The 25,311-nt window shown below is 72.0% G+C and carries 22 protein-coding genes; 10 read left to right on the forward strand and 12 right to left on the reverse strand.

The genetic code is table 11. The features are described from left to right. Positions 1–59: 59 nt before the first annotated feature. Positions 60–533: a redox-sensitive transcriptional activator SoxR gene (soxR, locus tag ACFWP2_RS26225; RefSeq protein WP_380455588.1), complete on the reverse strand. Its 474-nt coding sequence runs from the start codon at positions 531–533 to the stop codon at positions 60–62. Between the two features lie 47 nt (positions 534–580). On the opposite strand from soxR, the gene ACFWP2_RS26230 reads away from it, so the two are divergent. Further along, positions 581–2,038: an MFS transporter gene (locus tag ACFWP2_RS26230; RefSeq protein WP_380455590.1), complete on the forward strand. Its 1,458-nt coding sequence runs from the start codon at positions 581–583 to the stop codon at positions 2,036–2,038. Between the two features lie 127 nt (positions 2,039–2,165). On the opposite strand, the gene ACFWP2_RS26235 is transcribed toward ACFWP2_RS26230, so the two are convergent. Together ACFWP2_RS26235 and ACFWP2_RS26240 are read right to left on the reverse strand one after the other, a co-directional pair. Next, positions 2,166–4,544 carry an immune inhibitor A domain-containing protein gene (locus ACFWP2_RS26235; RefSeq protein WP_380455592.1) on the reverse strand — a complete coding sequence of 793 codons (2,379 nt, stop codon included), beginning with the start codon at positions 4,542–4,544 and terminating at the stop codon, positions 2,166–2,168. A gap of 256 nt (positions 4,545–4,800) precedes the next feature. After that, positions 4,801–6,870 carry a prolyl oligopeptidase family serine peptidase gene (locus tag ACFWP2_RS26240; protein WP_380455594.1) on the reverse strand — a complete coding sequence of 690 codons (2,070 nt, stop codon included), beginning with the start codon at positions 6,868–6,870 and terminating at the stop codon, positions 4,801–4,803. A 109-nt stretch (positions 6,871–6,979) separates the two neighbouring features. Here ACFWP2_RS26240 and ACFWP2_RS26245 point away from each other — a divergent pair, with 109 nt between their 5' ends. Further along, positions 6,980–8,152, forward strand: a complete 1,173-nt coding sequence (locus ACFWP2_RS26245) for an aminotransferase class V-fold PLP-dependent enzyme (RefSeq protein WP_380455596.1) — start codon at positions 6,980–6,982, stop codon at positions 8,150–8,152. A 172-nt stretch (positions 8,153–8,324) separates the two neighbouring features. Then, positions 8,325–11,180, forward strand: coding sequence for a DEAD/DEAH box helicase (locus ACFWP2_RS26250; protein ID WP_380455672.1), 2,856 nt, complete (start codon positions 8,325–8,327; stop codon positions 11,178–11,180). Between the two features lie 337 nt (positions 11,181–11,517). Here the strand turns inward: ACFWP2_RS26250 and ACFWP2_RS26255 are convergent, their stop codons facing one another. Genes ACFWP2_RS26255 through ACFWP2_RS26265 form a run of 3 tightly spaced genes read right to left on the reverse strand, consistent with a single transcriptional unit; the run spans position 11,518 to position 13,994 of the window. Next, a complete protein-coding gene (locus ACFWP2_RS26255) occupies positions 11,518–12,204 on the reverse strand; it encodes a WbqC family protein (RefSeq protein ID WP_380455675.1) in 687 nt (228 codons plus the stop codon). A gap of 22 nt (positions 12,205–12,226) precedes the next feature. Further along, positions 12,227–12,895: a YdcF family protein gene (locus ACFWP2_RS26260; protein ID WP_380455598.1), complete on the reverse strand. Its 669-nt coding sequence runs from the start codon at positions 12,893–12,895 to the stop codon at positions 12,227–12,229. Between the two features lie 13 nt (positions 12,896–12,908). Beyond that, positions 12,909–13,994, reverse strand: coding sequence for a hypothetical protein (locus ACFWP2_RS26265; protein ID WP_380455600.1), 1,086 nt, complete (start codon positions 13,992–13,994; stop codon positions 12,909–12,911). Between the two features lie 157 nt (positions 13,995–14,151). Between ACFWP2_RS26265 and ACFWP2_RS26270 the strand changes: the two genes are divergently transcribed. From ACFWP2_RS26270 to ACFWP2_RS26295, 6 genes are all read left to right on the forward strand, one after another. Next, complete coding sequence (locus tag ACFWP2_RS26270) at positions 14,152–14,472, forward strand: hypothetical protein (protein WP_380455602.1); 321 nt, start codon at positions 14,152–14,154, stop codon at positions 14,470–14,472. A 183-nt stretch (positions 14,473–14,655) separates the two neighbouring features. Continuing rightward, on the forward strand, positions 14,656–15,339 hold the full coding sequence (locus ACFWP2_RS26275; RefSeq protein WP_380455604.1) for an ATP-binding protein: 684 nt from the start codon (positions 14,656–14,658) through the stop codon (positions 15,337–15,339). Continuing rightward, a complete protein-coding gene (locus ACFWP2_RS26280) occupies positions 15,336–16,289 on the forward strand; it encodes a hypothetical protein (RefSeq protein ID WP_380455606.1) in 954 nt (317 codons plus the stop codon). The genes ACFWP2_RS26275 and ACFWP2_RS26280 overlap by 4 nt, the downstream gene beginning before the upstream one ends. A gap of 26 nt (positions 16,290–16,315) precedes the next feature. Next, positions 16,316–16,921 (forward strand): AAA family ATPase, encoded by a 606-nt coding sequence (locus tag ACFWP2_RS26285; RefSeq protein WP_380455608.1) that lies wholly within the window; start codon positions 16,316–16,318, stop codon positions 16,919–16,921. Continuing rightward, complete coding sequence (locus tag ACFWP2_RS26290; protein ID WP_380455610.1) at positions 16,908–17,441, forward strand: class IV adenylate cyclase; 534 nt, start codon at positions 16,908–16,910, stop codon at positions 17,439–17,441. Before ACFWP2_RS26285 ends, ACFWP2_RS26290 begins: the two co-directional genes overlap by 14 nt. Positions 17,442–17,454: 13 nt before the next feature. Then, positions 17,455–18,549 carry a radical SAM protein gene (locus tag ACFWP2_RS26295; RefSeq protein WP_380455612.1) on the forward strand — a complete coding sequence of 365 codons (1,095 nt, stop codon included), beginning with the start codon at positions 17,455–17,457 and terminating at the stop codon, positions 18,547–18,549. A 71-nt stretch (positions 18,550–18,620) separates the two neighbouring features. Here the strand turns inward: ACFWP2_RS26295 and ACFWP2_RS26300 are convergent, their stop codons facing one another. The 6 genes from ACFWP2_RS26300 to ACFWP2_RS26325 all read right to left on the reverse strand — a co-directional run bounded on the left by ACFWP2_RS26300 (position 18,621) and on the right by ACFWP2_RS26325 (position 23,696). Next, a complete protein-coding gene (locus ACFWP2_RS26300; RefSeq protein WP_380455614.1) occupies positions 18,621–19,166 on the reverse strand; it encodes a DoxX family protein in 546 nt (181 codons plus the stop codon). A gap of 221 nt (positions 19,167–19,387) precedes the next feature. After that, complete coding sequence (locus ACFWP2_RS26305) at positions 19,388–19,738, reverse strand: winged helix-turn-helix domain-containing protein (protein WP_380455617.1); 351 nt, start codon at positions 19,736–19,738, stop codon at positions 19,388–19,390. Next, positions 19,735–20,529, reverse strand: a complete 795-nt coding sequence (locus ACFWP2_RS26310; protein WP_380455619.1) for a hypothetical protein — start codon at positions 20,527–20,529, stop codon at positions 19,735–19,737. Before ACFWP2_RS26310 ends, ACFWP2_RS26305 begins: the two co-directional genes overlap by 4 nt. Positions 20,530–20,687: 158 nt before the next feature. Then, positions 20,688–21,590: a 5'-3' exonuclease H3TH domain-containing protein gene (locus ACFWP2_RS26315; protein ID WP_380455677.1), complete on the reverse strand. Its 903-nt coding sequence runs from the start codon at positions 21,588–21,590 to the stop codon at positions 20,688–20,690. Between the two features lie 61 nt (positions 21,591–21,651). Continuing rightward, on the reverse strand, positions 21,652–22,773 hold the full coding sequence (locus ACFWP2_RS26320; RefSeq protein WP_380455621.1) for a cation diffusion facilitator family transporter: 1,122 nt from the start codon (positions 22,771–22,773) through the stop codon (positions 21,652–21,654). A gap of 194 nt (positions 22,774–22,967) precedes the next feature. Continuing rightward, a complete protein-coding gene (locus ACFWP2_RS26325) occupies positions 22,968–23,696 on the reverse strand; it encodes a gamma-glutamyl-gamma-aminobutyrate hydrolase family protein (protein ID WP_380455623.1) in 729 nt (242 codons plus the stop codon). A 219-nt stretch (positions 23,697–23,915) separates the two neighbouring features. Between ACFWP2_RS26325 and ACFWP2_RS26330 the strand changes: the two genes are divergently transcribed. Further along, on the forward strand, positions 23,916–25,310 hold the full coding sequence (locus ACFWP2_RS26330; protein ID WP_380455625.1) for a glutamine synthetase family protein: 1,395 nt from the start codon (positions 23,916–23,918) through the stop codon (positions 25,308–25,310). The last annotated feature ends 1 nt before the right edge of the window (position 25,311 follow it).

Consider the following 25,311-nt stretch of genomic DNA (forward strand, 5'->3'; position numbering starts at 1 on the left):
ACCCCTTTCCCCGCCCATCTTTCGACGGTTTCCCGCCCACCTTTCGAGAGTTTCCCGGCTCACTCCCCGACGGGCAGCAGGCCTTCCTCCGGCAGCAGCCGGCGCGGGCCCGGGCCCTCGGCGGCCAGCTCGTCCCCCGGGTTGAGCACCCGGCAGCGGCGCAGCGACACGCAACCGCAGCCGATGCAGCCGGTCAGCTCCTCCTCCAGCCGCTCCAGCTCGGCCCGGCGGGCGCGCAGCTGCTCGGCCCAGCGCAGGGAGATCCGCTCCCAGTCGTGCTTGCCGGGCATCCGGTCCTCGGGCAGGCCGGTGAACACCTCGGCGACCTCGGAGAGCGGGATGCCGAGTCGCTTGGCGACCAGGATGAGCGAGATCCGGCGCAGCACGTGCCGCCGGTAGCGCCGCTGGTTGCCCGACGTGCGTTCGGCGGAGATCAGCCCCTGGTCCTCGTAGAAGCGCACCGCCGAGGTGGCGATCCCGGCCCGGCGGGCCACCTCGCCGACACTCAGCAGATCGACCGGCGCGGTGGTCATGGCGGCTCCTTGACTTCAAGTTCTCTTGAAGTCCTAGCGTACCGGACGTGAACGAATCCGCTGCCGTCGAGAACGACACCACCGCTGCCCAGCTGGACAGTTGCCCGTCGGAGTCGCCATCCGCGGGGGCCTCCGGCGGGTGGCGCGAACTCTTCTCCCGCCGCTACGCCGCCCCCGCCTCGATCCTGGCCGGCGGCGTCGCGCTGTACGCGATGAACCTCTACTTCACCGCCGCCCTGATGCCCTCGATCGTCGCCGGCATCGGCGGCGAGCGGTACTACGCGTGGGTGGCCACCGGCTTCCTGATGGCCGCCGTCATCGCCTCGATGCTGGTCAGCCGGCTGCTGGACCGCCTCGGCGCCGCCCGGGCCTACGTGCTGGGCTTCCTGGTCTTCGGCGCGGGAGCGGTGGTCAACGCGCTCAGCCCGTCGATGGCGGCGCTGATCGTCGGCCGGGTGGTGCAGGGCCTCGGGGGCGGCCTGGTGGCCGGGCTCGGCTACGCCGTGATCCGCACCGCCCTGCCGGAGCGACTATGGACCCGCGCGGCCGGACTGGTCTCCGCGATGTGGGGCGTCGGCACCCTGGTCGGACCGTCGCTGGGCGGGCTCTTCGCCCAGCTCGGCGCCTGGCGCGGGGCGTACGTCCTGCTGCTGGTCGCCGCGCTGGTGCTGGCGGTGCTGGCCCGTCGGGTGCTGCCCGGGCGCTCCGGCGCGGGGCACGGCAGCGGCCCAGTGCCACTGCCGTCGCTGCTGCTGCTCACCCTGGCGGCGGCCGCCTTCAGCGTCAGCTCGACGGTGCCGAGCGGCTGGCCGACCGCCCTGTGCCTGCTCGCCGGACTGGCGCTGCTGGCGGGCTTCGTGGCAGTCGAGCGGCGCGCGGCGGCCACGGTGCTGCCGCAGCAGACCTACCGGCCCGGCAACCCGCTGAAGTGGCTCTACCTGACCGTCGCGGTGCTCTGCGCGGGCGTGGTGACGGAGAACTTCATCCCGCTGTTCGGCCAGCAGCTGGGCGGCCTCTCCCCGCTGGTGGCCGGCTTCCTCGGCGCCACCACCTCGGCGGGCTGGACCACCGCCCAGCTGTTCAGCGTCGGCATCGAGTCGGCCCGCGGCCGGGCCCTGGCGATCCGCACCGCCCCGCTGGTGCTGGTCGGCGGCCTGCTGCTCTACGGGCTGTCGCAGACCGGGCACGCCTCCGGCCCCAGGGTGCTGCTCTGGGCGGTGGCGCTGTTCGGCGCCGGCACCGGGATCGGGCTGGCCTTCCCGCACCTGAGCGTGGCCGCGATGCGCAGCAGCGGTGACCCGGCGGAGGGCGGCAAGGCGGCCGCGGCGATCAACACCACCCAGCTGATCGCCTTCTCGGTGACCTCGGCGCTGGCCGGCACCCTGGTGAACCTGGGCGGGGTCAGCCCGGTCGACTCGGCCCGGTACATGACCCTCGGGATCGCCGCGATCACCGCCCTCGGGGTGGTCACCGCGGCGCGCACCGCCCGCGCGCTGGGGAAGTGAGCCCCGCGCCACAGAGGAAGTGAGCCCCGCACCACACCTGAGCAGGCCCCGGATCCCTTTTCGTCGGGGGGATCCGGGGCCCTTCGTCACGGCGGTGCGGGGTTCTTCGTCACGGCCGGTGCGGGCCTCAGGAGGCCGGGCCCACCCGGACGGTGGTGATCTTCCCGCCCTGGGACTCCCGGACGACCTCGATCCTGGTGTTGGTGTCCGGCACCTTCACCGTCAGCTGCGGCGTGGCCGGGTCGCCGTACACCCCGGTGTGGTCGTTGAACACCGGGACGGCCGGCTTGGCCGGGACGCGCACCGCGACGCCGCCCTTGTGCAGGGTGAACGGCGTGGTCGGCTTGAGCGAGAAGGGCGCGTCGTAGGTCTGCGCCCGCCCGTTGACCAGCGTCCCGTCGGCGAAGCGGACCGGCGCCGGGCGGGCGTCGATCGGCAGGATCAGCCCGCCGCCGGGGTGGTCCTTGGTGTTGTTGTCACCGTACGAGGTGTCCCACAGCCAGATCAGGACGCCCTCCTGGTACGGGTAGTTGTCCACCACGTTGGCCTTGCCCGCGACCCCGCTGTAGCCGAAGTTGTACGGGCCGGCCTTCAGGAACGCCCCGTAACCGGTGTAGCGGCGGTTCTCGGCGAGGTACGCGCGCGGGTGCTGCTTGACGGCGGCGCGGCCGGTGATGACCGTGAAGCCGTTGGCCGTCCAGCCGTCGGTGCCGTTCTCGGCGCCGTCGGCGAACAGGACGGCGGTGCCGGCGGTGGCCTTCACGGCGTCCACCAGCACGCCCCGGCCGTGGGTGTTGCCGTCCGAGGTGGCGTGGAAGCGCAGCCGGACCTGCTGGCCGAGGTAACCGTCCAGCGGGATGTGCAGCTGCTTGTAGCCGCCGGAAGTGCCGCTCAGCCCGGGGGTGTTGGCGCTGGTGTTGCCGATCGGGGCGCCGTCCACGGTGCCGCCGAGGGCGGTCCAGTGCTTGCCCTGGTCGGTGGAGGCCTCGACGGTCAGGAAGTCGTAGTCCTGCTCGGTGTCGTACCAGACCGCCGCGTCCAGGGCGGCCGGGCCGGCGGCGGTGCGCAGGTCGACGTCCCGGGCGAGGGAGTTGTCGAGGTTGTCGCCGGTGTCGCTCCACCACTGCCGGCCGCCCTCGTACGGGTCGGCGAGGTCGGTGCTGGTGGTGCCGTCCGGCAGGTGGACGAGGACCGCCTGGGCCTGGTCGGTGTTGTAGCTGCTCACCCCGAGGGCGTGGGTGGAGCGGGTGGCGGCCTGCGCCTCGTCGTAGTCGAGCCAGCCGAACTGGAGCTTGCTCCAGGCGTCGAGGTCACCGGGGTAGCCGCCGGTGGTGTTCGGGCCCTTGCCCAGGTACGAGCCGGAGGACATCAGCGACCAGAAGTTGACGCTGTTGTCGCCGCCGCTGGTGCTGTACAGGTCGGGCAGGCCGAGGTTGTGGCCGTACTCGTGGGCGAACAGGCCGACACCGCTGTTCTCGCCGCCCTGGACGTAGTCGTAGACGTAGAGGCCGGTGTCGCCGACCGGGGCGCCGCCGATCTTGTTGCCCTCCGGGCCGGTCTGCCCGGTCGCGTCCGGGAAGGTCCAGCTGCGGTGCGCCCACAGCGCGTCGGCGCCCTGGGCGCCGCCGCCCCAGGTCTCGTCCACGCCCGCGTGCACCACGACGACGTTGTCCAGGTAGCCGTCCGGCTGGTTGAACTCGCCGTCCTTGTCGTGGTCGTAGCGGTCGTAGACGTCGTACTGGGCGAGCTGCGCCTTGACGTCGGCGGCGGAGCGGCCCTTGGCGATCTCGCCGTCGTACCAGGCCTTGACGGCGTCCCGGATGAACTCCTGCCCCTGGGTCCAGGCGCCGGAGCCCTGCGGGCCCTTGTTGCTGCCGTAGCGGGCCTCGTTGTACGGGACGGTGACCCAGTCGCTGACGGTGCCCTCGACGTCGTACCGGCCGGAGGACTGGGTGCGGTAGTAGTTGCGCATCGACACGGCGCCGGGCGTGTCGTCGAAGAACATCTTCTGGTAGTACGCGCGGTCGAAGTCCGCCGACCACAGGGTGTGGTTGTCGTCCTTGCCGGGCTTGGGGATCTGGTTGTGGCGCGGGCCGGGGGTGCCGCCGTAGCGGGGCTGGCCGTTCCACTGGGTGGTGCTGTCCACCTCGTCGCCGAACTGGGCGAGGATCACGAAGACCTTGTCCGTGCGCTGGTGCGCGAGCTGGACGTAGTCGTTGCCGATCTTCACCTTCGCCGGGGCCCGCTTGCCCGCGGCCTTGGCGACGGAGCCCTTGTTGAGCTGTTCCAGGGCCTTGCCGCGCAGGGCCTGGCGCTCGCGTTCCTGCGGGGCCAGCGGTGCGGGTGGGGCCTCGGCGCCCTGGGCGGCGCCCTGTTCGGCGTCGGCCGAGGCCGCGGCGAGGGCGGCGGGGTTCGGGGGTGCGGCCTGGGCGGGGGTGCCCAGCAGGGTGGCCGCTATCGCGCCGGTGGTGAGCGCGGCGGCGAGGGCCGCGGACAGTCTGCGCAACTGACCGGTCCTTTCCGGGGGATGGGGGTCCTTCAGGTCATCAGTCGATGAAGCGCAGGTAATATTTCACATGTGACGGGTCACGTGGAAGGGGTGTGGAGCGAGGTTCGGGGAAGGGCTCGGAACAGGGTGGGGAGCGGGGTTCGGGGCGAGGTTCGGAGCAGGGTTCGGAGCGGGCGAAGGGGCGCCGCGGCCGAAGCCGCGACGCCCCTCAACCTCCTTGCCCTCGGCCGGTGGTGTGCTCCGGCGCGATGGATCACCCCAGGGAGGCCCGCAGGAACGCGAGTTCGGACTGGGCCAGCTGCTCCATCAGCCCGCCCGGGGTCATGTGGGTGGCACCGGGCAGCGGCAGCACGCTGTGCGGGCGGCCGGCCCTGGTGAGCGCCTGGGAGAGCAGCAGGGTGTGCGAGGGGTGGACGTTGTCGTCGGCCAGCCCGTGGATCAGCAGCAGCGGCCTGGTCAGGCCGGGCGCGTCGGGGATCAGGCAGTCGTCGGCGTAGCCCTCGGGGTTGTCCTGCGGCAGGCCGAGGTAGCGCTCGGTGTACGCGGTGTCGTAGAGCCGGAAGTCGGTGGGCGGGGCGCCCGCGCAGGCGGCGTGGAAGACGTCCGGGCGGCGCAGCACGGCGAGCGCCGCGAAGTAGCCGCCGTACGACCAGCCGCGCACGCCGACCCGGCCGAGGTCGAGGTCCGGGTGCCGCTCGGCGAGCGCGTGCAGGGCGTCGACCTGGTCGTCCAGCGCCACCTGGGACATCCGGCGGAAGATGGTGCGGGTGAAGGCGGGGGAGATGAACGGGGTGCCGCCGTTGTCGACGGTGACCACCGCGAAGCCCTGGTCGGCCCACCACTGCTTGAGCTGCCAGCGGCGCGGCTCGTTGGCCACCGCCTGGTAGCCGGGCCCGCCGTAGACGTCCAGCAGCACGGGCAGCCGCCGGCCCGGGACGTGGTCGCGCGGGTAGACCACGGCGCCGGGCAGGGCGCGTTCGGTGACCCGGGCGAGCAGCGGCTCCACCCGGTACGGCAGCGGGGCGCTGTGGTCGGTGAGCGGCAGCTCGCGGCCGTCGCGGACGACGACGCGGCGCACGCCCTCCGGGGTGGCCGAGGTGAGCAGCAGGGTGTCGCCGGCGGCGAGGGCCGCGTGCAGGCCGGGGCCGGAGGTGAGCCGCTCGGGTGCGCCGCCGTCCGGGTCGATCAGGTGGACGTACTGGTCGAAGGGGTCGCCCTCGCCGGTCTCGCAGAGCAGCCGGCCGTCCAGTCGGCCGACGACCCGGCGGATCTGCAGGCCGGTGGTGTCCAGCGGCTTGCCGTCCAGCGCGAGGCCGCGGGCCTGCGGGGTGTCGTGGACGGTGAGCAGCCGGCCGTCGGTCAGCCGGGCCGGGGTGCCGGGCAGGTCGTCCACCCAGAACTCGTCGGTGGTGCGGGAGAGTTCGGTGATCGTGCCGGTGGCCGGGTCGGCGCTCAGCAGCAGCACGTTCTGCTGGAGGCGGTCGGCGACGGTCAGCAGCACCTCGTCGTCGGAGGCCCAGGAGGCGGCGCAGACGTACGGGAACTCCCAGGCGTCCCAGTGGATCCGCACCCGGGTGCCGTCGAGGCCGAGCACCCAGAGCTGGACGATCGCGTTGGGGCCGCCGGCCTGCGGGTAGGCGAAGTCCTCGGGCGCCTCGCCGGGGTGCGCCGGGTCGGCGAAGTGGCGCCGGGGGACGCCGGATTCGTCCACCCGGGCGGCCAGCAGCGCGCCACCGTCCGGTCGCCACCAGTGGCCCCGGGCGCGGCCGAGCTCCTCGGCGGCGGCGAACTCGGCGACGCCCCAGCGGGCGCCGTCGGCGGGGGAGAGCGGCTCGAGGGCGGGGGTGACGTACAGGGCGTCGTCGGCGACGTAGGCGACGCGCTGTCCGATGGCGTCCGGCCGGGGGTCGAACGCGGGCCCGGCGACGGGGAGTTCGTCGCTGGTGCCGGTGGTGGTGTCGGTGCGGAACAGCCGGCCGTCCAGGGTGAAGACGGCGGTGGCGAGGTCGGCGGTGGCGGCGTACGTGCCGATGCCGGCGGCGACCAGCCGGGTGCGCTCGCGCAGCCGGCGCTCGACGACGGGCAGGTCGTCGCGCCGGCCGGTGCGGCCGGGCAGCAGCGCGGCCGGGTCGGCGACCAGCCGCTCCTCGCCGGTGGTGGTGTCGAGCAGGTGGAGGCGGTCGACCGGATCCTCCGGACCGCTGGAGCGCAGCAGCAGCAGCAGCCGGGTACCGTCCTCCGCGAAGGTGTACGCGCGCGGGGCACCGAAGGTGAACCGGCCGGTTCGGGCGCTGAGGGCAAGGAAGGCGTCGGTGATGGTCACGGCCCGATGGTGGTCGCGAGGTGCGTACTCCGACCAGTAGTCTGTCATGTGAAATGTCACACATCAGTCCGACGTGCCGGCCACCGGTGCGTCAGCGAGCGGAGGAAACGTGATCGAGGACCTGCGGGCCGCCGAACCCCCGGCCCCCCTGCCCGCCGCCGACGGGCTGTTCAGCGTGTCCACGCGGACCGCGCACCTGAACCACGGCTCGTTCGGCGCCGTGCCCGTCCCGGTGCAGCGGGCGCAGGAACGGCTGCGCACCGAGCACGAGCAGGACCCGGACGGCTTCTTCGCCGACCTCCCGGCCCGGATCGCCGCCGCCCGCGCCCTGCTCGCCGTCGAGCTGGACACCGACCCGGACCGGCTCGCGCTGGTCTCCAACGTCACCGAGGCGGTCGCGATCGCCCTGGACAGCATCCCGTTCGCCCCCGGCGACCGGATCCTGGTCACCGACCACGGCTACGGCGCGGTCACCCGGGCCGCGGCCCGCAAGGCCGCCGAGACCGGCGCCGAGGTGGTGGTCGTCCCGGTGCCGCTGGACGCCCCGGACGAGCAGGCCGTCCGGGAGGCGGTGCTCGCCGCCGTGGACGGACGCACCACCGTCGCGATCCTGGACCAGCTGACCTCGCCCACCGCCCGCCTGGTGGCCGGCCCGGCCCTGCTCGCCGACCTGCGCGCCCGCGGCGTGACCACCGTGGTGGACGGCGCCCACGCGCCCGGCATGCTGCCCGCCCCGGTCGACCCGAACGCCGACTTCTGGTTCGGCAACCTGCACAAGTGGGCCTTCGCCCCGCGCGCCACCGGCGTGCTCGCCGTCCGCCCCGAGTGGACCGGCCGGGTGCGCCCGCTGGCGCTGTCCTGGGAGCACGACAAGGGCTTCCCGGGCAACGTGGAGTGGCGCGGCACCTGCGACTACACCCCCTGGCTGGCCGCCCCGGCCGGCTTCCGGCTGCTGCGCGAGCTCGGCCACGCGGAGGTGGCCGCCCACAACGCCGCCCTCGCCGCGTACGGCCACCGGGCGCTGGCCGAGCGGGCCGGTCTGGCGCCGCTGCCCGCGACGCCCGGGGTGTGGATGCGCGCCGTCCGGCTGCCGGCCGGGTTCGGCGAGACCGAGCCGCAGGTGAAGGCGCTGATGGCCGAGGTGTGGCAGCGGCTCGGCACCCGGATCGCCGTCCGCCCGTGGGCCGGCGGCGGGGTGCTGCGGGTCAGCGCGCAGCTGTACAACCGGCCGGCGGAGTACGAGCGGCTGGCGGACGGGCTGGCGGAGCTGCTGAAGGGCTGAGCCCGCCGAAGGGCCGAGCCGCCGTCCGGGTGAGGACGTTTGCGACCATGGATCCGAGAGGAGCGATTCCGGGGGCGACCTCGTCGCACGGAAAAACGGTGCTATCGATGTCAGTCCTCCCGGGTAACCTCTCGCTGAGATGCGAGATCACACCAACCACACCCGGACGGCGATGAACACCCCCGATCCCGAGCCCCAGGACGACCAGGAGCTCAGCCCCGCCGAGGCGTACGCGGCCAGCCGTCGACGGGCCCAGGAGCAGGCCACCGCCCTGTACGGCTTCCAGCAGCTGTACGACTTCCCGCTGGACGACTTCCAGCTGGAGGCCTGCGAGACGCTGGAGGCCGGATCCGGCGTCCTGGTCGCCGCCCCCACCGGCTCCGGGAAGACCATCGTCGGCGAGTTCGCCGTGCACCTGGCCCTGGCCGCGGGCCGCAAGTGCTTCTACACCACGCCGATCAAGGCGCTCTCCAACCAGAAGTACGGGGACCTGGTCAAGCGCTACGGCGCCGCCAAGGTCGGCCTGCTCACCGGCGACAACACCGTCAACGGCGACGCACCCGTGGTGGTGATGACCACCGAGGTGCTGCGCAACATGCTCTACGCGGGCTCCAGCACCCTCGACGGCCTCGGCTACGTCGTGATGGACGAGGTGCACTACCTCGCCGACCGCCTCCGCGGCGCCGTCTGGGAGGAGGTCATCATCCACCTCCCCGAGTCGGTCACCCTCGTCTCGCTCTCCGCGACCGTCTCCAACGCCGAGGAGTTCGGCGACTGGCTGGACACCGTGCGCGGCGGCACCAAGGTGATCGTCTCCGAGACCAGGCCCGTGCCGCTGTGGCAGCACGTGATGGCCGGCAACCGGATGTACGACCTGTTCGCCGACCCCGACCGGGACGGCCGCCCCAAGAACAACCTGAAGAACCCCGGCAAGGCCGTCAACCCCGAACTGGTCCGGCTCGCCCGCTCCGAGCTCGACCGCAACCCGCGCGACCGCTTCGGCCGCGGCCGGGGCCGCTCCATGCCCAACGGCCGCCCCGGCCGGGTCTGGACGCCGGGCCGGGTCGACGTCATCGACCGGCTCGACGCCGAGGGCCTGCTGCCCGCGATCACCTTCATCTTCAGCCGGGCCGGCTGCGAGGCCGCCGTCCAGCAGTGCCTCAGCTCCGGCCTGCGGCTCAACAAGGACTCCGAGCGCGCCCAGGTCCGGGCGATCGTCGAGGAGCGCTGCGCCGACATCCCCGACGAGGACCTGCACGTCCTCGGCTACTTCGAGTGGCTGGACGGGCTGGAGCGCGGCATCGCCGCCCACCACGCCGGGATGCTGCCCCGGTTCAAGGAAGTGGTCGAGGAGCTCTTCGTGAAGGGCCTGGTCAAGGCCGTCTTCGCGACCGAGACCCTGGCGCTCGGCATCAACATGCCCGCCCGCTCGGTGGTCATGGAGAAGCTGGTCAAGTGGAACGGCGAGACCCACGCCGACATCACCCCCGGCGAGTACACCCAGCTCACCGGCCGGGCCGGGCGGCGCGGCATCGACGTCGAGGGCCACGCCGTGGTGCTCTGGCAGCGCAGCCTCGACCCGGAGGCGCTGGCCGGCCTGGCCGGCACCCGCACCTACCCGCTGAAGTCCTCGTTCCGGCCCTCGTACAACATGGCCGTCAACCTGGTCTCCCAGTTCGGCCGGCACCGCTCGCGCGAGCTGCTGGAGACCTCCTTCGCCCAGTTCCAGGCGGACCGCTCGGTGGTCGGCATCGCCCGTCAGGTGCAGCGCAACGAGGAGGGGCTGGACGGCTACCGCGAGTCGATGACCTGCCACCTCGGCGACTTCGACGAGTACATGGAGCTGCGCCGCCGGCTCAAGGACCGCGAGAACGAGCTGGCCCGCGAGGGCAGCAGCCAGCGGCGCGCGGCCGCCGTCGAATCCATCGAGCAGCTCAAGCCGGGCGACGTCATCCACGTGCCCACCGGCAAGTTCGCCGGCCTCGCCCTGGTCCTCGACCCGGGCCTGCCGCCGGTCAACCGCTCCGGCCGGGGCGGCCCGCGCCACCCCGACTTCCAGGACGGCCCGCGCCCGGTGGTGCTCACCGCCGAGCGGCAGGTCAAGCGGCTCGCCATGATCGACTTCCCGCACCCGGTCGTCGCGATCGAACGGCTGCGCATCCCCAAGTCCTTCAACCCGCGCAGCCCGCAGTCCCGGCGCGACCTCGCCTCGGCCCTGCGCACCAAGGCCGGCCACCTGGAGCCCGAGCGGTTCCGGCGCGGCCGCGCGGCCGCCGCCGACGACCCGGAGATCACCCGGCTGCGCACCGAACTGCGCCAGCACCCCTGCCACGGCTGCTCCGACCGCGAGGACCACGCCCGCTGGTCCGAGCGCTACCACCGGCTGCACCGCGACACCGAACTGCTGGAACGCCGGATGCGCTCGCGCACCCACACCATCGCCCGCACCTTCGACCGGGTCTGCGCGCTGCTCACCGACCTCGGCTACCTGAGCGGCGACACCGTCACCGACGACGGCAAGCGGCTCGGCCGGCTGTACGGCGAGCTCGACCTGCTCGCCTCCGAGTGCATCCGCGAGGGCGTCTGGAGCGGCCTGGCCGCCGCCGAACTCGCCGCCTGCGCCTCGGCGCTGGTGTACGAGGCCCGCCAGTCCGACGACGCCGGCGCCCCCCGGGTGCCGGAGGGCGCGGCCAAGGAGGCGCTCGGCAAGATGGTCCGGATCTGGGGCCACCTGGACGCCCTGGAGGAGCAGCACCGGATCAACACCGCCGAGGGCGTCGGCCAGCGCGAACCCGACCTCGGCTTCGCCTGGGTCGCCTACCGCTGGGCGCTCGGCCACAACCTCGACCAGGTCCTGCGCGACGCCGACATGCCGGCCGGCGACTTCGTCCGCTGGACCAAGCAGCTGATCGACGTCCTCGGCCAGATCCAGGACGCCGCCGGCGAGGACATCGAACTCCGCAGGACCGCCCGCAAGGCCGTCGACAGCCTCCGCCGCGGCATCATCGCCTACTCCTCCGTCGGCTAGCCACCACCCCACCGCAGGGGCCCGCCGCTCACCCGAGCGCGCGGGCCCCTGCGCTTCCCCACGCCCCGCCCCCCACCCCCGTACGGCTTCGGCTTCGCCTCGCCGCTTTTGGCCTTCACGGTGTTGCGCAGGAAGTCGGCCCAGCCGACTTCCTGCGCAGAAGAAATGCCTCTGCCCCCGCCGACGGCAGGGGCAGAGGCATGTTGACGACGAAGGGAGTGGCCGTTGCCGCTTCGGCGGGCCTAAGCGGCAACGGAATGGTGAGAGGCTGCGTAGGAAGTCGATACGGTCGACTTCTCATGGAGAAGGAGAACTCGACTACCGCGCCAAACACCTCTCATGTCATTTCGAGGACCGCCTTCACGATGTGGGGCCCGTGCACCATCAGGTTGTGCAGTGCGCTGACCTGCCGGGCCCCGGCCCACACTCCCGTGGTCGGTACGCCGAACTGCCGCAGTTCGACCCGTCCAGCCGTGAACAGGTCCGGCTCGATGTACGTGGTGCCGCCCGTGCCGCACAGGTACGTATCCGCGCCGACTGCCCGACACAGGTTCACGAGACGCTGCGTCCGTCCGGAGCCGACGGACAGGGTGCTGCTGCGTACCGTCGCTCCTGACCAGCCGAGGAAACGGAGTAGCAGCAGGGTGGATGCTTCGGCGACCTCCGCCATCCGGTCGGTACTCCTGAAGAGCGGCAGGAGCCCCTGTAGGTCCGCCGCCAACCGTGGCCAGAAGGGACTGTCCCCGTAATGCCGGCGAAGGACGTGTTCCACCCGGCGGACGCTGCGCGGGATTTCGACGAGGCGGGCGTCGCGGATCAGTGTTGCCCTTCCGGCCGGAAGGTGCGTGGGGACGGACAGCCACCGGGTTGGGCCGCTACCGTCGATCGGCCCCAGCCGGGCCCGGTGCTGGTAGTCACGACGGTTGAACTGGACATCATCGAGGACCACCCAGACGTCCGCGGCAGCCAGCTTCGCCACGGTGGACAGTCGGGGGAGGAAGTTGGGTTGGTGGACAGCGCACACCAGCCCGGAGGGCGGCGCCGCGTCAGCTGAGGATCTTGCTGTCGAATCCGTCGGCCAGAAGCCGCTGGTACGCATCATGAACCGTCTCCGGAACATCCTGGGCGACGGCGAACCCGCGCCTCGGGTACTCGACCACCCGCTGGAGGTCGCCCACGAGGCTGTCGATCACGAGCTTGTCGTCGCCGACGCTTTTCACGTAGTCGTTCAGGTTCATCGGGGCCGAGGCGCACACCACCTCGACCTCCGGCCACACCTTGCGGCACGTCGCGAACGCCCGGCGCTCCATGTACGGCATGCTCACGAGCAGTACCGACCGTGCCTCTACCCCGGCGGCCTCCAGGACCTCACGGGAGAACTGGATGTTCTGCCCGGTGTTGCGGGCGCGGGGCTCCTGATGGATCGCATGCTCGGGGACCCCGAGGGCGGTGGCGTGCTCGGTGAAGTGCACGGCCTCACCTCGGGGGAAGAGCTCCGGCCGGGACGGGTTCGGCCCGCCCGTGAACACGATCTTCTGCGCCAGGCCGTCCAAGTACAGGGCTGCTGCCTCGGCCGCCACTCCGAGGTCATGGCAGCCCAGACCGATCGCCACATCGCACGGCCGCCGCTCGTGCCCCATCTGGTGGTATTCCCAGATCAGCGTGGCGTCCGCCCACTGCCGGTCGGTGATCTCGCACTGCTGAGTGTCCGCCACGTTCTTCTCCCACTCACTGAAGGCACCGTGCCCGCTGGAATCCAGACCGGATGCCTCGGATGCTCCTTCGCTGGTGGGTCATACCGTACTTGTCCGCCATCACCTCGGCCCTGTCCAGCAGAGCGAGCCCCTCCCCGGCAGTCGCGTGGTCGGTCAGCAGGATGTGGCCGTGCGCAGTGGTCAGCCGTACCTCCTGCATGGGCGCCGAACCGTTGGTGTTCGTCCTCGCCACTTCGATCAACCGGACCGCCTCCCCGAGATTCCCCGCACCGCGGTGCGCGAGCGCGAGCTTCTGGTTGCCCGTCGCCCAGTCCTCAGCCTCACCGAGGTTCTCGAACACCCGGATCGCCGACTCGGTGATGCCGATGGCCTGTTCGTGCTCGCCCTGCTTGTCGAGCGAGGTTCCCACCCACAGGGCCGCCCGAGTCCGGTCCCGTGCGCTGAGGCGAACGTCACCGGAAAGGTCCGAGTATCGGTCCGCCGCGGCCGAGAGCTGTCCGGACATCTCCGTCACCACGGCCAACGCCAGGTCCAACTGAGCCGTCCGCCGGGGGATGTCGAGCTGGGTGTACAACAATCGGGCCTTGGCGTATGAGGCCGACGCCGACAGCGGGCCGAGCAGTGCACCCTGATCACGGCGGAGGTCGCCCACCAGGGCCGTCGAGCGGGCCAACAGGTAGAGGCCGCGGTCGTCGAGTTCGGCTGTCGGCCAGCGTGACCGCCAACGTTCCAGCAGGACTCCCGCCCACGCGAATTCCTGCCGGGACGCCGCCAGCACCGCCCTCTCGATGTCCTCCGCCCACGACTCGTACTCCCACGCCCGCGGCCCGGCCTGGATCTCCGCGAGTACCGGAGCGCCGACCTGTTGCGCCACCAGTGCCTCGAATCGCATACGAGCATCGGGATCGCACTGGCGCAGCACCGTGTCGAAGATCGCCTGGGTGTCCGGCCTCGGCCTGGTACCCACCCCCAGCTTCTCCCAGTTCGACACCGCGCGGACCGACATGCCCAACTGCGCCGCCCAGTCCCGGACGGACTTGCGGCACGCCATCCGCAGAGCCCTCGCTTCGAGCCCGGTCCACACGATCACTGCCGCCATCGCCATACCTCCCGCTCCGGGGTGCCATCGAAGCACCGCAGGTCGTGGTGGTGCGGCGAAACTGCCACGGAACTGCCACGGCACGCGATTCCGCGACGACGGAGCCTCCCGCAGTCTGGAAGCCGACAACCCCGCTGACCGGAAGGAACCGTCCAGCATGCTCACCGAGCACCTATCGGTCCCACCGCCCGTCGTCATTGGGCTGCTCCGCACAGCGGTCGCTGCGGGGCTACCTCGTCGGCGCGCTCTGACCGGGGTCCTCGACGCCTTCTGCGAGCGGCAGGAACTCCACCTCGTCGGTGTGATCACCGATGAGGGTGCCGAGCCGGACCCCCTCATCGCCGGTATCGATGAGCGGCACGATGTGTACGCCGTCGTGCTGCCCACGATCGCGCACCTCGGCGACCAGGCTGCCGCCACCAGGCGGCGCAAGCACCTTGAGGACGTCGGCATACGCCTCCTGGTCACTCGTGCCTAGAAGGCTTCGATAACGCCGAACTCTTGTGTCAAATCGGTGAGTTCGGCTCTTGCGGCAGCAGTTTTCCTATTTGCCTCCCGGCTCCTGGCGCGGCGATTCCCTGCGAACACGCGATGACCATCACTCGCCACCCCGGCCAGCGGCTCGGGACCACCTCCCCACGTCCAGCCCGGAGGAACATCCATGATCCGCGTCCTGGAGTTCAGTGCCACGGCCACAACCGCGTCTCTCGGCGCGATGCGCAACCGGTTGTCCGAAGAGGTCATGAGAGCCGGCATCGTCCTCGACGAGTCCCGGGCGTACGCGCTCCGCGTGTGCTCGTCGGAGTTCATCGACAACGCGATCAAGCACTCTGCAGGTCAAGCTCTCTACAGGAAAGCCGAGTTGTCGATCGAGGTCGGCGTCGATCGGGAGCGCAGCCGTTTGCGGATCACCGTGACGGACCCGAGCGCGGTCGAATCGGCGATGAACAGCAGCATCGATGACCTCGACGCGACCAGCGGCCGCGGACTGGTGGTCGCCGACGGCTACGCGGACGACATCGGCTGGCACCAGCGGCTCGACTTTCAGGGGCGGCCCACCGGGTGGTCCGTCTGGTTCGAACTCGACGTGGAGCCGCAGACCTTCGGCCAGGCCACCGCCGCTGAGGCGGAAGTGCAGCCGAAGACCGCCGTGCGGCCCCCTGAGCGGTGCCTGAAGGCCGGCTCCGGGCACGCACCCGGGAACGCACCGAGGCCGAACCGACCGGCTCAACGACCCGGGGAACGCACCGCCGTGCCGACGGCCGCGAGCCGACGCCTCCAGGGGCCGGGCCGCCCCGCCTTCCCCGTCTATCCACCTACTCCGTACCCGAGGACTGCGCCGTGAGTGTCGGAACGCGCACCAAGACGCTGCTCAAGACCGTCAGCCCCGCCCGCAGACTGGACATCGCGGCCTCCTACGAGGCCCTGACCCAAGCCTGCGTGGCCACCGGTGACGACCCTGCGAAGGCCGAGCTGGTCAGCGCCAGCCCGAACCACCTGTGGTCGCTCGGCTCGCGCTCATGCGCGCTCGCCATCGTGCACCCGGACCTGGACGAGGCCTGGGCCCTGATCAAGGGTGCGCAGTTCCTCCGGCAGCACCGGCTTCCCGTCACCTCCCCCTACTACACCGACGTCCGCGCCGCCGCCGACGGCCGGGCCGTGACCTTCTGGCAGGACCCCGGCAGGCCCAGTACGGACACCTCCCTGTCCGCCTGGGTCACCGCCCTCACCCACCGCATCGACCCCGCGACAGCCCCGTGGCTGCGGGAACACGACCCGTTCGCCGGCCTGCTGGACGGCCTGGACGACGCCCCGCTGGACGACACCGCCCGCCGCTTCCTGCGCGGGCGCGCGGCTCTGCTGCGCGAGGAATGGGACTACCTGGACTGGCCGACCCCGGACACCGTCGTCCTCGGCGCCCTCGGCATGGTCCCCATCCACGACGACGGCACCCACGTCGGACTCCTGCTGCGCCGCCCCCTCACCTGCGGCCACCGCGAATGGGACCTCGTCGCCGCCCGCTGGCGCTCCGAACTGCTCACCGGCCCCCGCGAGGACCACCGCATGTATGCCGACACCTACCTCTCCTACGAGCGGGAGGACCGGATCCCGGCCCACCCGTACATCGGCGCCTGGTCCGGCTACCAGGTCGTACGCGACGTCGTCGTCCTCACCGCCGTCATGGAGACCGTCCGCCGTGCCCGGCTCGACGAGGCCGCCCGCCGGCAGGCCGCCCACCGCGTCGCGTGCCTGCGCGGCGCGCACCCCGCCCCGTGGGACTGGGGGCCGCGGTGACAGTCCGAACGAGGAAAGGAGTTTCCATGAACCCCCGAGGGCTCTTCATCACCATCGACGGTCTCAGCGCGAGCGGGAAGACCACGGTCGCCCCATTGGTTGCGGCCTTCGTTGACGGCGTCCATCTCACGGACGACACCTTGTCGGCATTCCCCCGCATGCGTGCGGAGGTGGATGCCGCCGGCATCCTGCCGGCGCGGTTCCACTGGTGGATGATGGCCAACCACGTCAAGTCCGAGACCGCCCGAGCGCTCATCGAGACCGGCCGGACGGTGGTGGTCGAGTCCTACTTCCCGCGCACTGTCGCCACGCACAGGGCGATGGGACACGACTGCCTGCCGGAGTATCCGGACGGGGCCCTCGTGCCGGACGTGCCGATCCTCCTGGAAGTGGACGAACGTGTGCGTCGCGAGCGGATTCAACAGCGGGAACTGCAAGGGGCGCTGACCTGCTGGCACCAGCGGGAGGAGCCGAACGTGGCGGAGAGCTCCCGTGTGTACCAGGCGTTCGGACTGCTGCCGGTGGACGGCACCGCCCGTACGCCTGATGAGGTGGCGCGCAGTATCGCCGATACCGTGCGCTCGCATGCTCGTACCGCATCGAGGAAGGCAACTTTCCATGACCGCAATTGAGTTCGAGGCGAAGGTTCTCAACATCGAGCCGGAGGCCATGCGCGTGCTCCTGGCTGAGGCCGGGGCCGAGCACCTGTGTGACCGGTTCCAGCGTCGCTACGTCTACGACATCCCCGGCCGGCCGGGTGCGTGGGTCCGGCTGCGTGACACCGGCACCGACGTCACGCTGTGCGTCAAGGAGATCCACTCCGAAGCGATCGACGGCGTGACCGAAACGGAGACGACCGTCGGTGCCTTCGAAGTGACGAACGCGCTCCTCGGCAAGCTCGGTTGCCAGCCGAAGGCGTACCAGGAGAACCGCCGGTCCTCCTGGAGGCTGGCCGGCGCGGCAGTCGAGATCGACCACTGGCCGCTGATTCCCCCCTATCTGGAGATCGAGGGCGACAGCGCCGAACACGTCCACGCGACCGCCCTCGCGCTCAGGCTCCCTCTGGAGGAGCTGACGAGCGAGAACACGACCAAGGTCTACCGCCGGTACGGGATCGACATCGAGGCGATCCCCCGGCTCACGTTCGAGTGACAGGAGACGAGCCTTGTCAGCTACCCATCGTCCGGCGGTCAGGGTCGTCCGGGACCGGACCATCCGCGTCAAGGTGATCGACGACTGCGGATTGGCCTGCACGTTCTGCCACAACGAGGGAACGCCGGTCACCGCCGACAACCGGGGCCGCACCGCACTGCCCTTCCTTGCAGGCCCGGGCCGGTCCGGGCGTGTGTCGATCTACAGCGAGACGAACGGGGTCGGCTTCCTCGCCGCCAGGATGGCCCCGGACATGGGCTTCCGGCGGGCGGTGCGAACCGTGGCGAGGGCGTTCGATGCCGACGAAGTCCACCTCACGGGAGGGGAGCCCACGCTCCACACGGAGGTACCCGCGCTGGTCGCTGCGCTCACCGGCATGGGGCTGAGTGTCGGAATGACCAGCAACGGGGAGCGCGGCCGACAGGTCATGCCGGAGTGTTCGGTGGCCGGCCTCAACCGGGTCAACGTGTCGGTCTTCGGAACGACCGCCGTAGAACTGCAGGCCGTCCAGTCCGAGCGCTTCAGGACGGCGGGTCTGGCCGAGACGAAGATCCGCGCGGCGGAGCAGACGATCCGTGCCGCGGTCTCCCATGGCGTGAAGGTCTCCGTGAACATCGTCGTTCCCGGCATGGCCCACGTCGGCCGGGTCGTCAACCTGGTCGAGTCGTACGGCCAGTTCGCGGACGTGCGGATGCTCACCAGCATCCAGGACAGACCGGAGTCGGTCGCGGCGGTCTCCGAAGTGCTGGCCCGGGTCGGTGCGGAGCCGGTGCTCCGGACGTTCACCGCCGGGACCTCCGACGAGCGCACCCTCTACCGGGCGCTCGGCAGTCGTGCGGTGTACGTGAAGCGGCTGCTGCCCGTGCGGCTCCCGGACACGTGTGCGTCGTGCTGGTTCAACAATGACACGGACTGTGAGGAGGGCTACTACGGCATCCGCCTCTACCTCACCGACCAGGGGGAGTACATGGTGGGCGTCTGCATCCAACGGATGGACCTCTGCGTTCCCGTGGCGGAGCTGTCGAAGAGCGGGATCGTGGAGGAGGTGCTGGCCTTCAAGGACGCTGAAGTCCGCAGGCTGACGCGCGAGTACGGCGCCGCCGCCTGAGCGGCGGGCTCTGGCGTCGGGGCTTTCGCGGCCTCGCTCGCCCCGGGCGAGGCCGCGACCCGGTGGCGTGGTCAGCCCGTCATCGCCCGGTGTTCGGCCCGGGGGCCGGCGCCGGTGAGGTTGCCGTCGCGCGGGGCCGGGTCGGGCCGGTCCTCCCGTCGGGTGGCGACGGTCAGGCAGGCCGCGATGAGCTCGATGTTCTTGAGGATGTACTGGCCCTCCAGCGTGGGGACGGGCGGGATGCCGTGGACCCACACGTCGTCGGGCAGCAGGACGAGCGTCGCGAACACCCCGGCCATGTGCAGGAAGAACACCGCCAGGACGGCGCGGAGCAGCAGCCCGGTGACCAGGCCGGCGCCGATGAGGACCTCCATGAGGGCCAGTAGCGGCCGCGAGACGTCGGGCGGCACCAGGCCGAAGGTCAGCAGGCTCATGCAGCGCGTGGCGAGGTCCTCGGCGGGGCTGGCGCCGGGGAGGAACTTGAGCACCCCGAACCAGAGGTACACCGCCCCGACGCTGACTCGCAGGACTCCGGGGGCCACCCGCCGGTAGCCGCGGGAGAACTCCTCGGCCCGGCGTCTGCCCGTCCGCACGGCGCGTGCGAGATGCGACTCCATTCGCCCCTCCATCAGATCCCTTTCAGAGTTCTCCGGCACCCAGGAGGACGGGGCACACCGCGGTCGGCGGGATCCGGGTGAGGGGCGGCCCGAAGTACCGACCGTGGCACGGCTCGTCAGGTGCCGGCTCGGAAGGCCGCAGCTTAGCGCCCTGCCGCCGCGGCGGATAGGTTCGGCGCAGCGGGGCCGGTGTGGCGCGGGAAGTCGGCCCGGCCGACTTCCTACGCGCTGGGGCGGGACGGGCCGGCGGCGTCGAGGCGGCGGACGAGTTCGCGCAGGGCGCGCAGTTCGTGGTCGAGGGCTTCGGCGCCGTGGGGGGTGAGGGAGACCCAGGTGCGGGGGCGGCGGCCCGCGTAGCCCTTGGCGACGGTGACCAGGCCGGAGTCCTCGAGGACCTTGAGGTGGCGGGAGAGGTTGCCGTCGGTGAGGCCGAGCTGCTCCTTGAGGAATCCGAACTCGACGCTCTCGGCCTCGCGGGCGATCGCCAGGATGCCGAGCCGGACCCGCTGGTGGACGGTGTCGTCCAGCGCGAGGGTCGGGTGCTGCTCCTCGGCTTCGTCCGCAACGCTCATGGGGTGACCGTACGGGATGCCCGCGGCGTGCGGCGGGCCGCCGTCCACTGCGCCAGACCGGCGGTCAGCAGGACCGCCGCCAGCAGCAGGGCCTTCGGCTGCGGGCCGTCGGCCCAGCCGCCTTCGCCCCGGTCGAGCCACGGAAGCCAGCCGCTCTCCCAGGGTGCCGCGAGGTAGGCGGTGAGCAGGGTCGTGTGGACGAGCCCGGCGCCGGTCACCAGGGGGCTGCGCTCGGTCAGCCCGAGGACGATCAGGCCGATGCCGACCGCGTACCAGGGCGAGGTGTAGGTGTTCGCGAGCACCGACAGGGCGAAGGGCACGCGGGGCGCGAACAGCAGGGCGAGCAGGACGGCGGTGAGCAGGATGCCGACGCCGGCCACGGCGCCGAGCCAGCCGAGGCGGTGCGGGACGATTCCGCGGGCCTCGCCGCGCCGCCGGTACCAGCGGGCCAGCGCCAGCCAGGCGAGCGGGAGCAGCGCGTACCAGACGCCCCAGGCCAGGAAGCGGAGCACGGCGCCGTCGAAGTCGCCGGTTTGGCAGGTGCCGTCCAGTGCGTGCGGCACGCAGAGGTCGATGAGCTCCGAGTAGGCGAAGGACGGGTACGAGGGGACGAATCGTCCGTTGGCGCCGAAGTTGTAGGCCTGGCCGGAGATCGGCACGGCGGCCAGGGCGAGCAGGCCGAACCCGAGCAGCGGCACCCCCGAGCCGCGCAGCCGGGTCCGGGCCCGGGCGCGGAGGCCTTCCGTCTCGGCGAGGAGTCCGGCCGGGTCGTCCCGGTGCGTTGTCGACATGATCCACCCCTTGTCACGCGCATACGCTTTGCTGTGCCATGAACTTTGCATCGCAAAGTGAGCTGCGGTCAAGGGCACTTGGGGCGTTCGGACCCCGGGAACGCCGAGGGCCCGCACGTTCGCGTCGAACGTGCGGGCCCCTTCGCGAGTACGGCGGCTCAGCGGGTGGCGAGGGACTCCAGAAGGCGGTCGAGGGAGGTGCCGAGGCCCCAGCGGGCGGAGAGTTCCTCCAGGGTCATGGGGTAGAGCGGCTCGCGGGGGACGGCCGGGTCGAAGGCCGGCAGGGGGGTGTCGTCGGCGACGCGGACGACCTTGGGGGCGACGTCGAGGTAGGCGGCGCCCTCGACGATGTTGCGGCGGCGGGCCGGGGTGAGCTTGGAGCCGACGTCGAGGGCGGCGGCGCGGATGGCCGCGAGGTCGCCGTACTCGTTGATCAGCTGGGCGGCGGTCTTCTCGCCGATGCCCTTGACGCCGGGCAGGCCGTCCGACGGGTCCCCGCGCAGGGCGGCCATGTCGGCGTACTGGGCGCCGCGCACGCCGTACTTCTCCAGCAGCAGCGCGTCGTCGGTGACCTGGAGGTTGCCCATGCCCTTGACCGGGTAGAGCACGGTGATCCCGCGGGCGTCGTCCACCAGTTGGAAGAGGTCGCGGTCGCCGGTGACGATCTGCACCGGCCCGGCGGCGCGGGCGGTGAGGGTGCCGATCACGTCGTCCGCCTCGTAGCCGGGGGAGCCGACCCGGGCGATGCCGAGCGCGTCCAGCACCTGCTCGATCACCGGGACCTGCGGGGCCAGCGTGTCGGGCACCTCCTCCTCGCCGTCCTCGGCCGCCTCGGCGACCCGGTGGGTCTTGTAGGAGGGAACGAGGTCCACCCTCCACTGGGGGCGCCAGTCGGCGTCCATGCAGGCCACCAGCTGATCGGGCCGGTGGTCGTGGACCAGCCTGGCGATGAAGTCCAGCAGGCCGCGGACGGCGTTGACCGGCTCACCCTGCGGCGAGCGCAGGGTGTCCGGTACGCCGAAGTAGGCCCGGAAGTACAGGCTGGCGGAGTCGAGCAGCATCAGTCGCGGTGCGGTCACGACTCAGCATCATGCCGCACCGCGGTGACGGACGGGTGCGTTGTCAGTGCTCGTGCGGTCCGGCGCGGTGGACCGGTCCGTGGGCGTCGGCGCAGTGTTCGGGGGTGGAGTCGGCCGGGGTGGTGATCTGCAGCAGCGCGCCGGCCTCGTCCTCGCCGACGTGGTCGACCTGGAGGGTGGAGTGGGTGATGCCGTACTCCTTCGAGAGCCGGCGTTGCAGGGAGCGCCGCACCGCGTGGCAGTCGCCGCCGGGGGTGACCAGGATGTGCGCGGACAGGGCGGGCTGGCCGGAGGTGATCTCCCAGATGTGCAGGTCGTGGATCTCCTCGACCAGCGGCTCGGTGACCATCCGGTCGGCCACCGCGTCCGGGTCGACGCCCGCCGGGGCGGCCTCCAGGAAGATCCGCCCGGAGTCCCGGACCAGCGCGACGCCGGCCTTGAGCATCAGCGCGACGACGATCAGCGAGGCGATCGCGTCGGCCCGGGCGAAGCCGGTGGTCAGCACGACCACACCGGCGACGGCGGTGGCGATGAAGGCGTAGAGGTCCGTCAGCACGTGCTGGAAGGCGCCCTCGACGTTCAGCGAGCTGCGGTTGGCCTTGGACATGCACCAGGTGGCGGCGAGGTTGACGACGATCCCGACCAGCGCGGTGATCAGCACCAGTGAGCCGGTGACCTCCGGCGGTTCCAGCAGCCGGGTGATCGCCTCGTAGCCCAGCCAGGCCGACAGCACCAGCAGGGTGACGCCGTTGGCCTGCGCGGAGAGGATCTCGGCGCGCTTGAGGCCGTAGGTGTAGCCGCCCCGGGCCGGGCGGGCGGCGAGCCGCATGGCGATCAGCGCGAGCACGATCGAGGCGGCGTCGGTGAGCATGTGGGCCGCGTCGGAGATCAGCGCCAGGGACTGGGCGGCGAAGCCGACCACGACCTCGCCGGCCATGAAGACGACGATCAGGGCGAGGGCGCTGAGCAGCCAGCGGCGGTCCGCGTCGGCGGCGACGCCGTGCGAGTGGCCGCCGGGACCGTGCGCGTGGCCGCCGTGCCCGTGCCCGCCGTGCCCGCCGTTCCCACCGTGCCCGTGCCCGCCGTTCACGTCCGCATGTGAGTGCGAGGGCGAGTGCTCGTGGTCATGCGCATGATCATCGTGCGAATGCTCGTGCCCGGCCATGGAGGTCCTCTCTGGGCGCACGGGTGGGGAGGGGGGCGCGGCGCGACCGCCCCGCAACGGAAGTGAACCGCAGAATCGACAAAGATCCAAAGGCTGTACTGGTGACCGTTGTCGTTCCCGTCCAGGCGGCCGGACCCGGCGCACTCCGCAGCCGCCGGGCGGGCCGAACTCCCCTGCCGCCATGCCCGGTTGAGCTACCCCAGTGCCAGCGTGTCGAGTGTCGCCGCGGTGGCCGCCCGGGCCAGCGCCCGCATCAGCCGCAGGTCGTCCCCCTGCTCCGGGTGCCACTGCACCCCGAGCGCGAACCCCGGGCCCTCCACCGCCTCCACCGTCCCGTCCGGCGCGTGGGCGCTGACCCGCAGGCCCGCCCCCAGCCGGCCGACGGCCTGGTGGTGGAAGGTCGGCACCTCCAGCTCGCTCTCCGGCAGCAGACCGCCCAGCAGCGTCCCCGGCACCGGCCGCACCGGGTGTGAGCCGTAGTGCCCGGGCGAGCCGCCGTGCACGTCCACCGGCACCACGTCCGGCAGGTGCTGCACCAGTGTTCCGCCGCACACCACGTTCAGGATCTGCATGCCCCGGCAGACCGCCAGCAGCGGCATCCCCGTCGCCAGCGCCGACCGCAGCAGCGCGACCTCCCAGGCGTCCCGCTCCGGCGAGTCCACCTCGGTCGCCGGGTGGGCCGGCTCCCCGTAGTACGCCGGGTCGATGTCCGGCCCGCCCGCGATCACCAGGCCGTCCAGTCGGGCCAGCACCTCCGGCGCGCGCTCCGGGGCGTCCGGCGGCAGCAGGACCGCGATCCCGCCCGAGTCCCGGACCTGCGCGGTGTACCGCTCGGGCAGCAGGGCCACCCGGCGGCCCCGCCAATCGCTCCAACTCGCGTCCACCAGGTAGGTGCTGACGCCGATCAAAGGCCTGCGATCCATGGCGGGCATTCTCCCCCCGGAGTGCCTGATCCCCCGTCAGCCACGCGCGTCGGCGCGCCACGCCTGCCCGACACCCGCCCGGCCTCCGCCCCCCCACCCCGGGCCCCGCCCGACACCGGCCCGCCACTCACCCGCCCTCTTCCGCCCCGCGAGCCGCAGGCCGTACGGTTCGCTGTGACCGCTTGATCTCGAAGAGTGATCGAGGAGGAGGGTTCGGCCATGTCCGAAACGTCCGCACAGGCCGCCGCGGGTTCGGCGCCCCGGCCGCCGCTGACCCTGGACGGGCTGCGCACCCTGGTGGACGCCGGTGAGGTGCACACCGTCGCGCTCGCCTTCACCGACATGCAGGGCCGCCTCCAGGGCAAGCGCTTCGCCGCCCGGTTCTTCCTCGATGAGGTCGCCGAGCACGGCGCCGAGGCCTGCGACTACCTGCTGGCCGTCGACGTCGACCTGAACACCGTGGACGGCTACGCCTTCTCCTCCTGGGCCACCGGCTACGGCGACTTCGCGATGCGCCCCGACCTCTCCACCCTGCGGCTGACCCCCTGGCAGCCCGGCACCGCCCAGGTCACCGCCGACCTCGCCCGGCACGGCGGCCACCCCGTGGACGCCGCCCCGCGCCAGCTGCTGCGCCGCCAGATCGCCCGGCTCGCCGAGTACGGCCTGGCCGCCGACATCGGCACCGAGCTGGAGTTCCTGGTCTTCCGCGACACCTACGAGCAGGCCTGGCTGGGCGGCTACCGCGGCCTGACCCCGGCGAACCTCTACAACGTGGACTACTCGATGCTGGGCACCGCCCGGGTCGAGCCGCTGCTGTCCCGGATCCGCACCGAGATGGCCGGCGCCGGCCTGGTGGTGGAGTCGGCCAAGGGCGAGTGCAACCTCGGCCAGCACGAGATCGCCTTCCGCTACGCCGACGCCCTCACCACCTGCGACCAGCACAGCGTCTACAAGACCGGTGCGAAGGAGATCGCCGCCCAGCTCGGCTGCGCGCTCACCTTCATGGCCAAGTACGACGAGCGCGAGGGCAACAGCTGCCACATCCACCTCTCGCTGCGCGACGCCGTCGGCGCCCCGGCCTTCGCCGACCGGGACGGCCGGATGACCGACACCATGCGGCACTTCCTGGCCGGCCAGCTGACGGCGCTGCGCGAGTTCAGCCTGCTGTACGCGCCGAACATCAACTCCTACAAGCGCTACCGCCCCGGCTCCTTCGCCCCGACCGCCGTCGCCTGGGGCCGGGACAACCGCACCTGCGCCTACCGGGTGGTCGGCCACGGCCCCGGCCTGCGGATGGAGAACCGGGTGCCGGGCGGCGACGTCAACCCGTACCTCGCGGTGGCCGGGATGATCGCGGCCGGCCTGCACGGGTTGCAGCGCAAGCTGGACCTGCCCGCGCCCTGCCTGGGCAACGCCTACGCGGTGGAGGAGTACGCCCGGGTGCCCGGATCGCTGCGCGAGGCGGCCGAGCTGTGGGCGGAGAGCGCCCTGGCCCGGGAGGCCTTCGGCGACGACGTGGTCGAGCACTACCTGAACATGGCCCGGGTCGAGCAGGCGGCCTACGACGGGGCGGTCACCGACTGGGAGCGCTACCGATCCTTCGAACGGATGTGAT

Source organism: Kitasatospora sp. NPDC058444 (assembly GCF_042721415.1).
Classification (GTDB): domain Bacteria; phylum Actinomycetota; class Actinomycetes; order Streptomycetales; family Streptomycetaceae; genus Kitasatospora.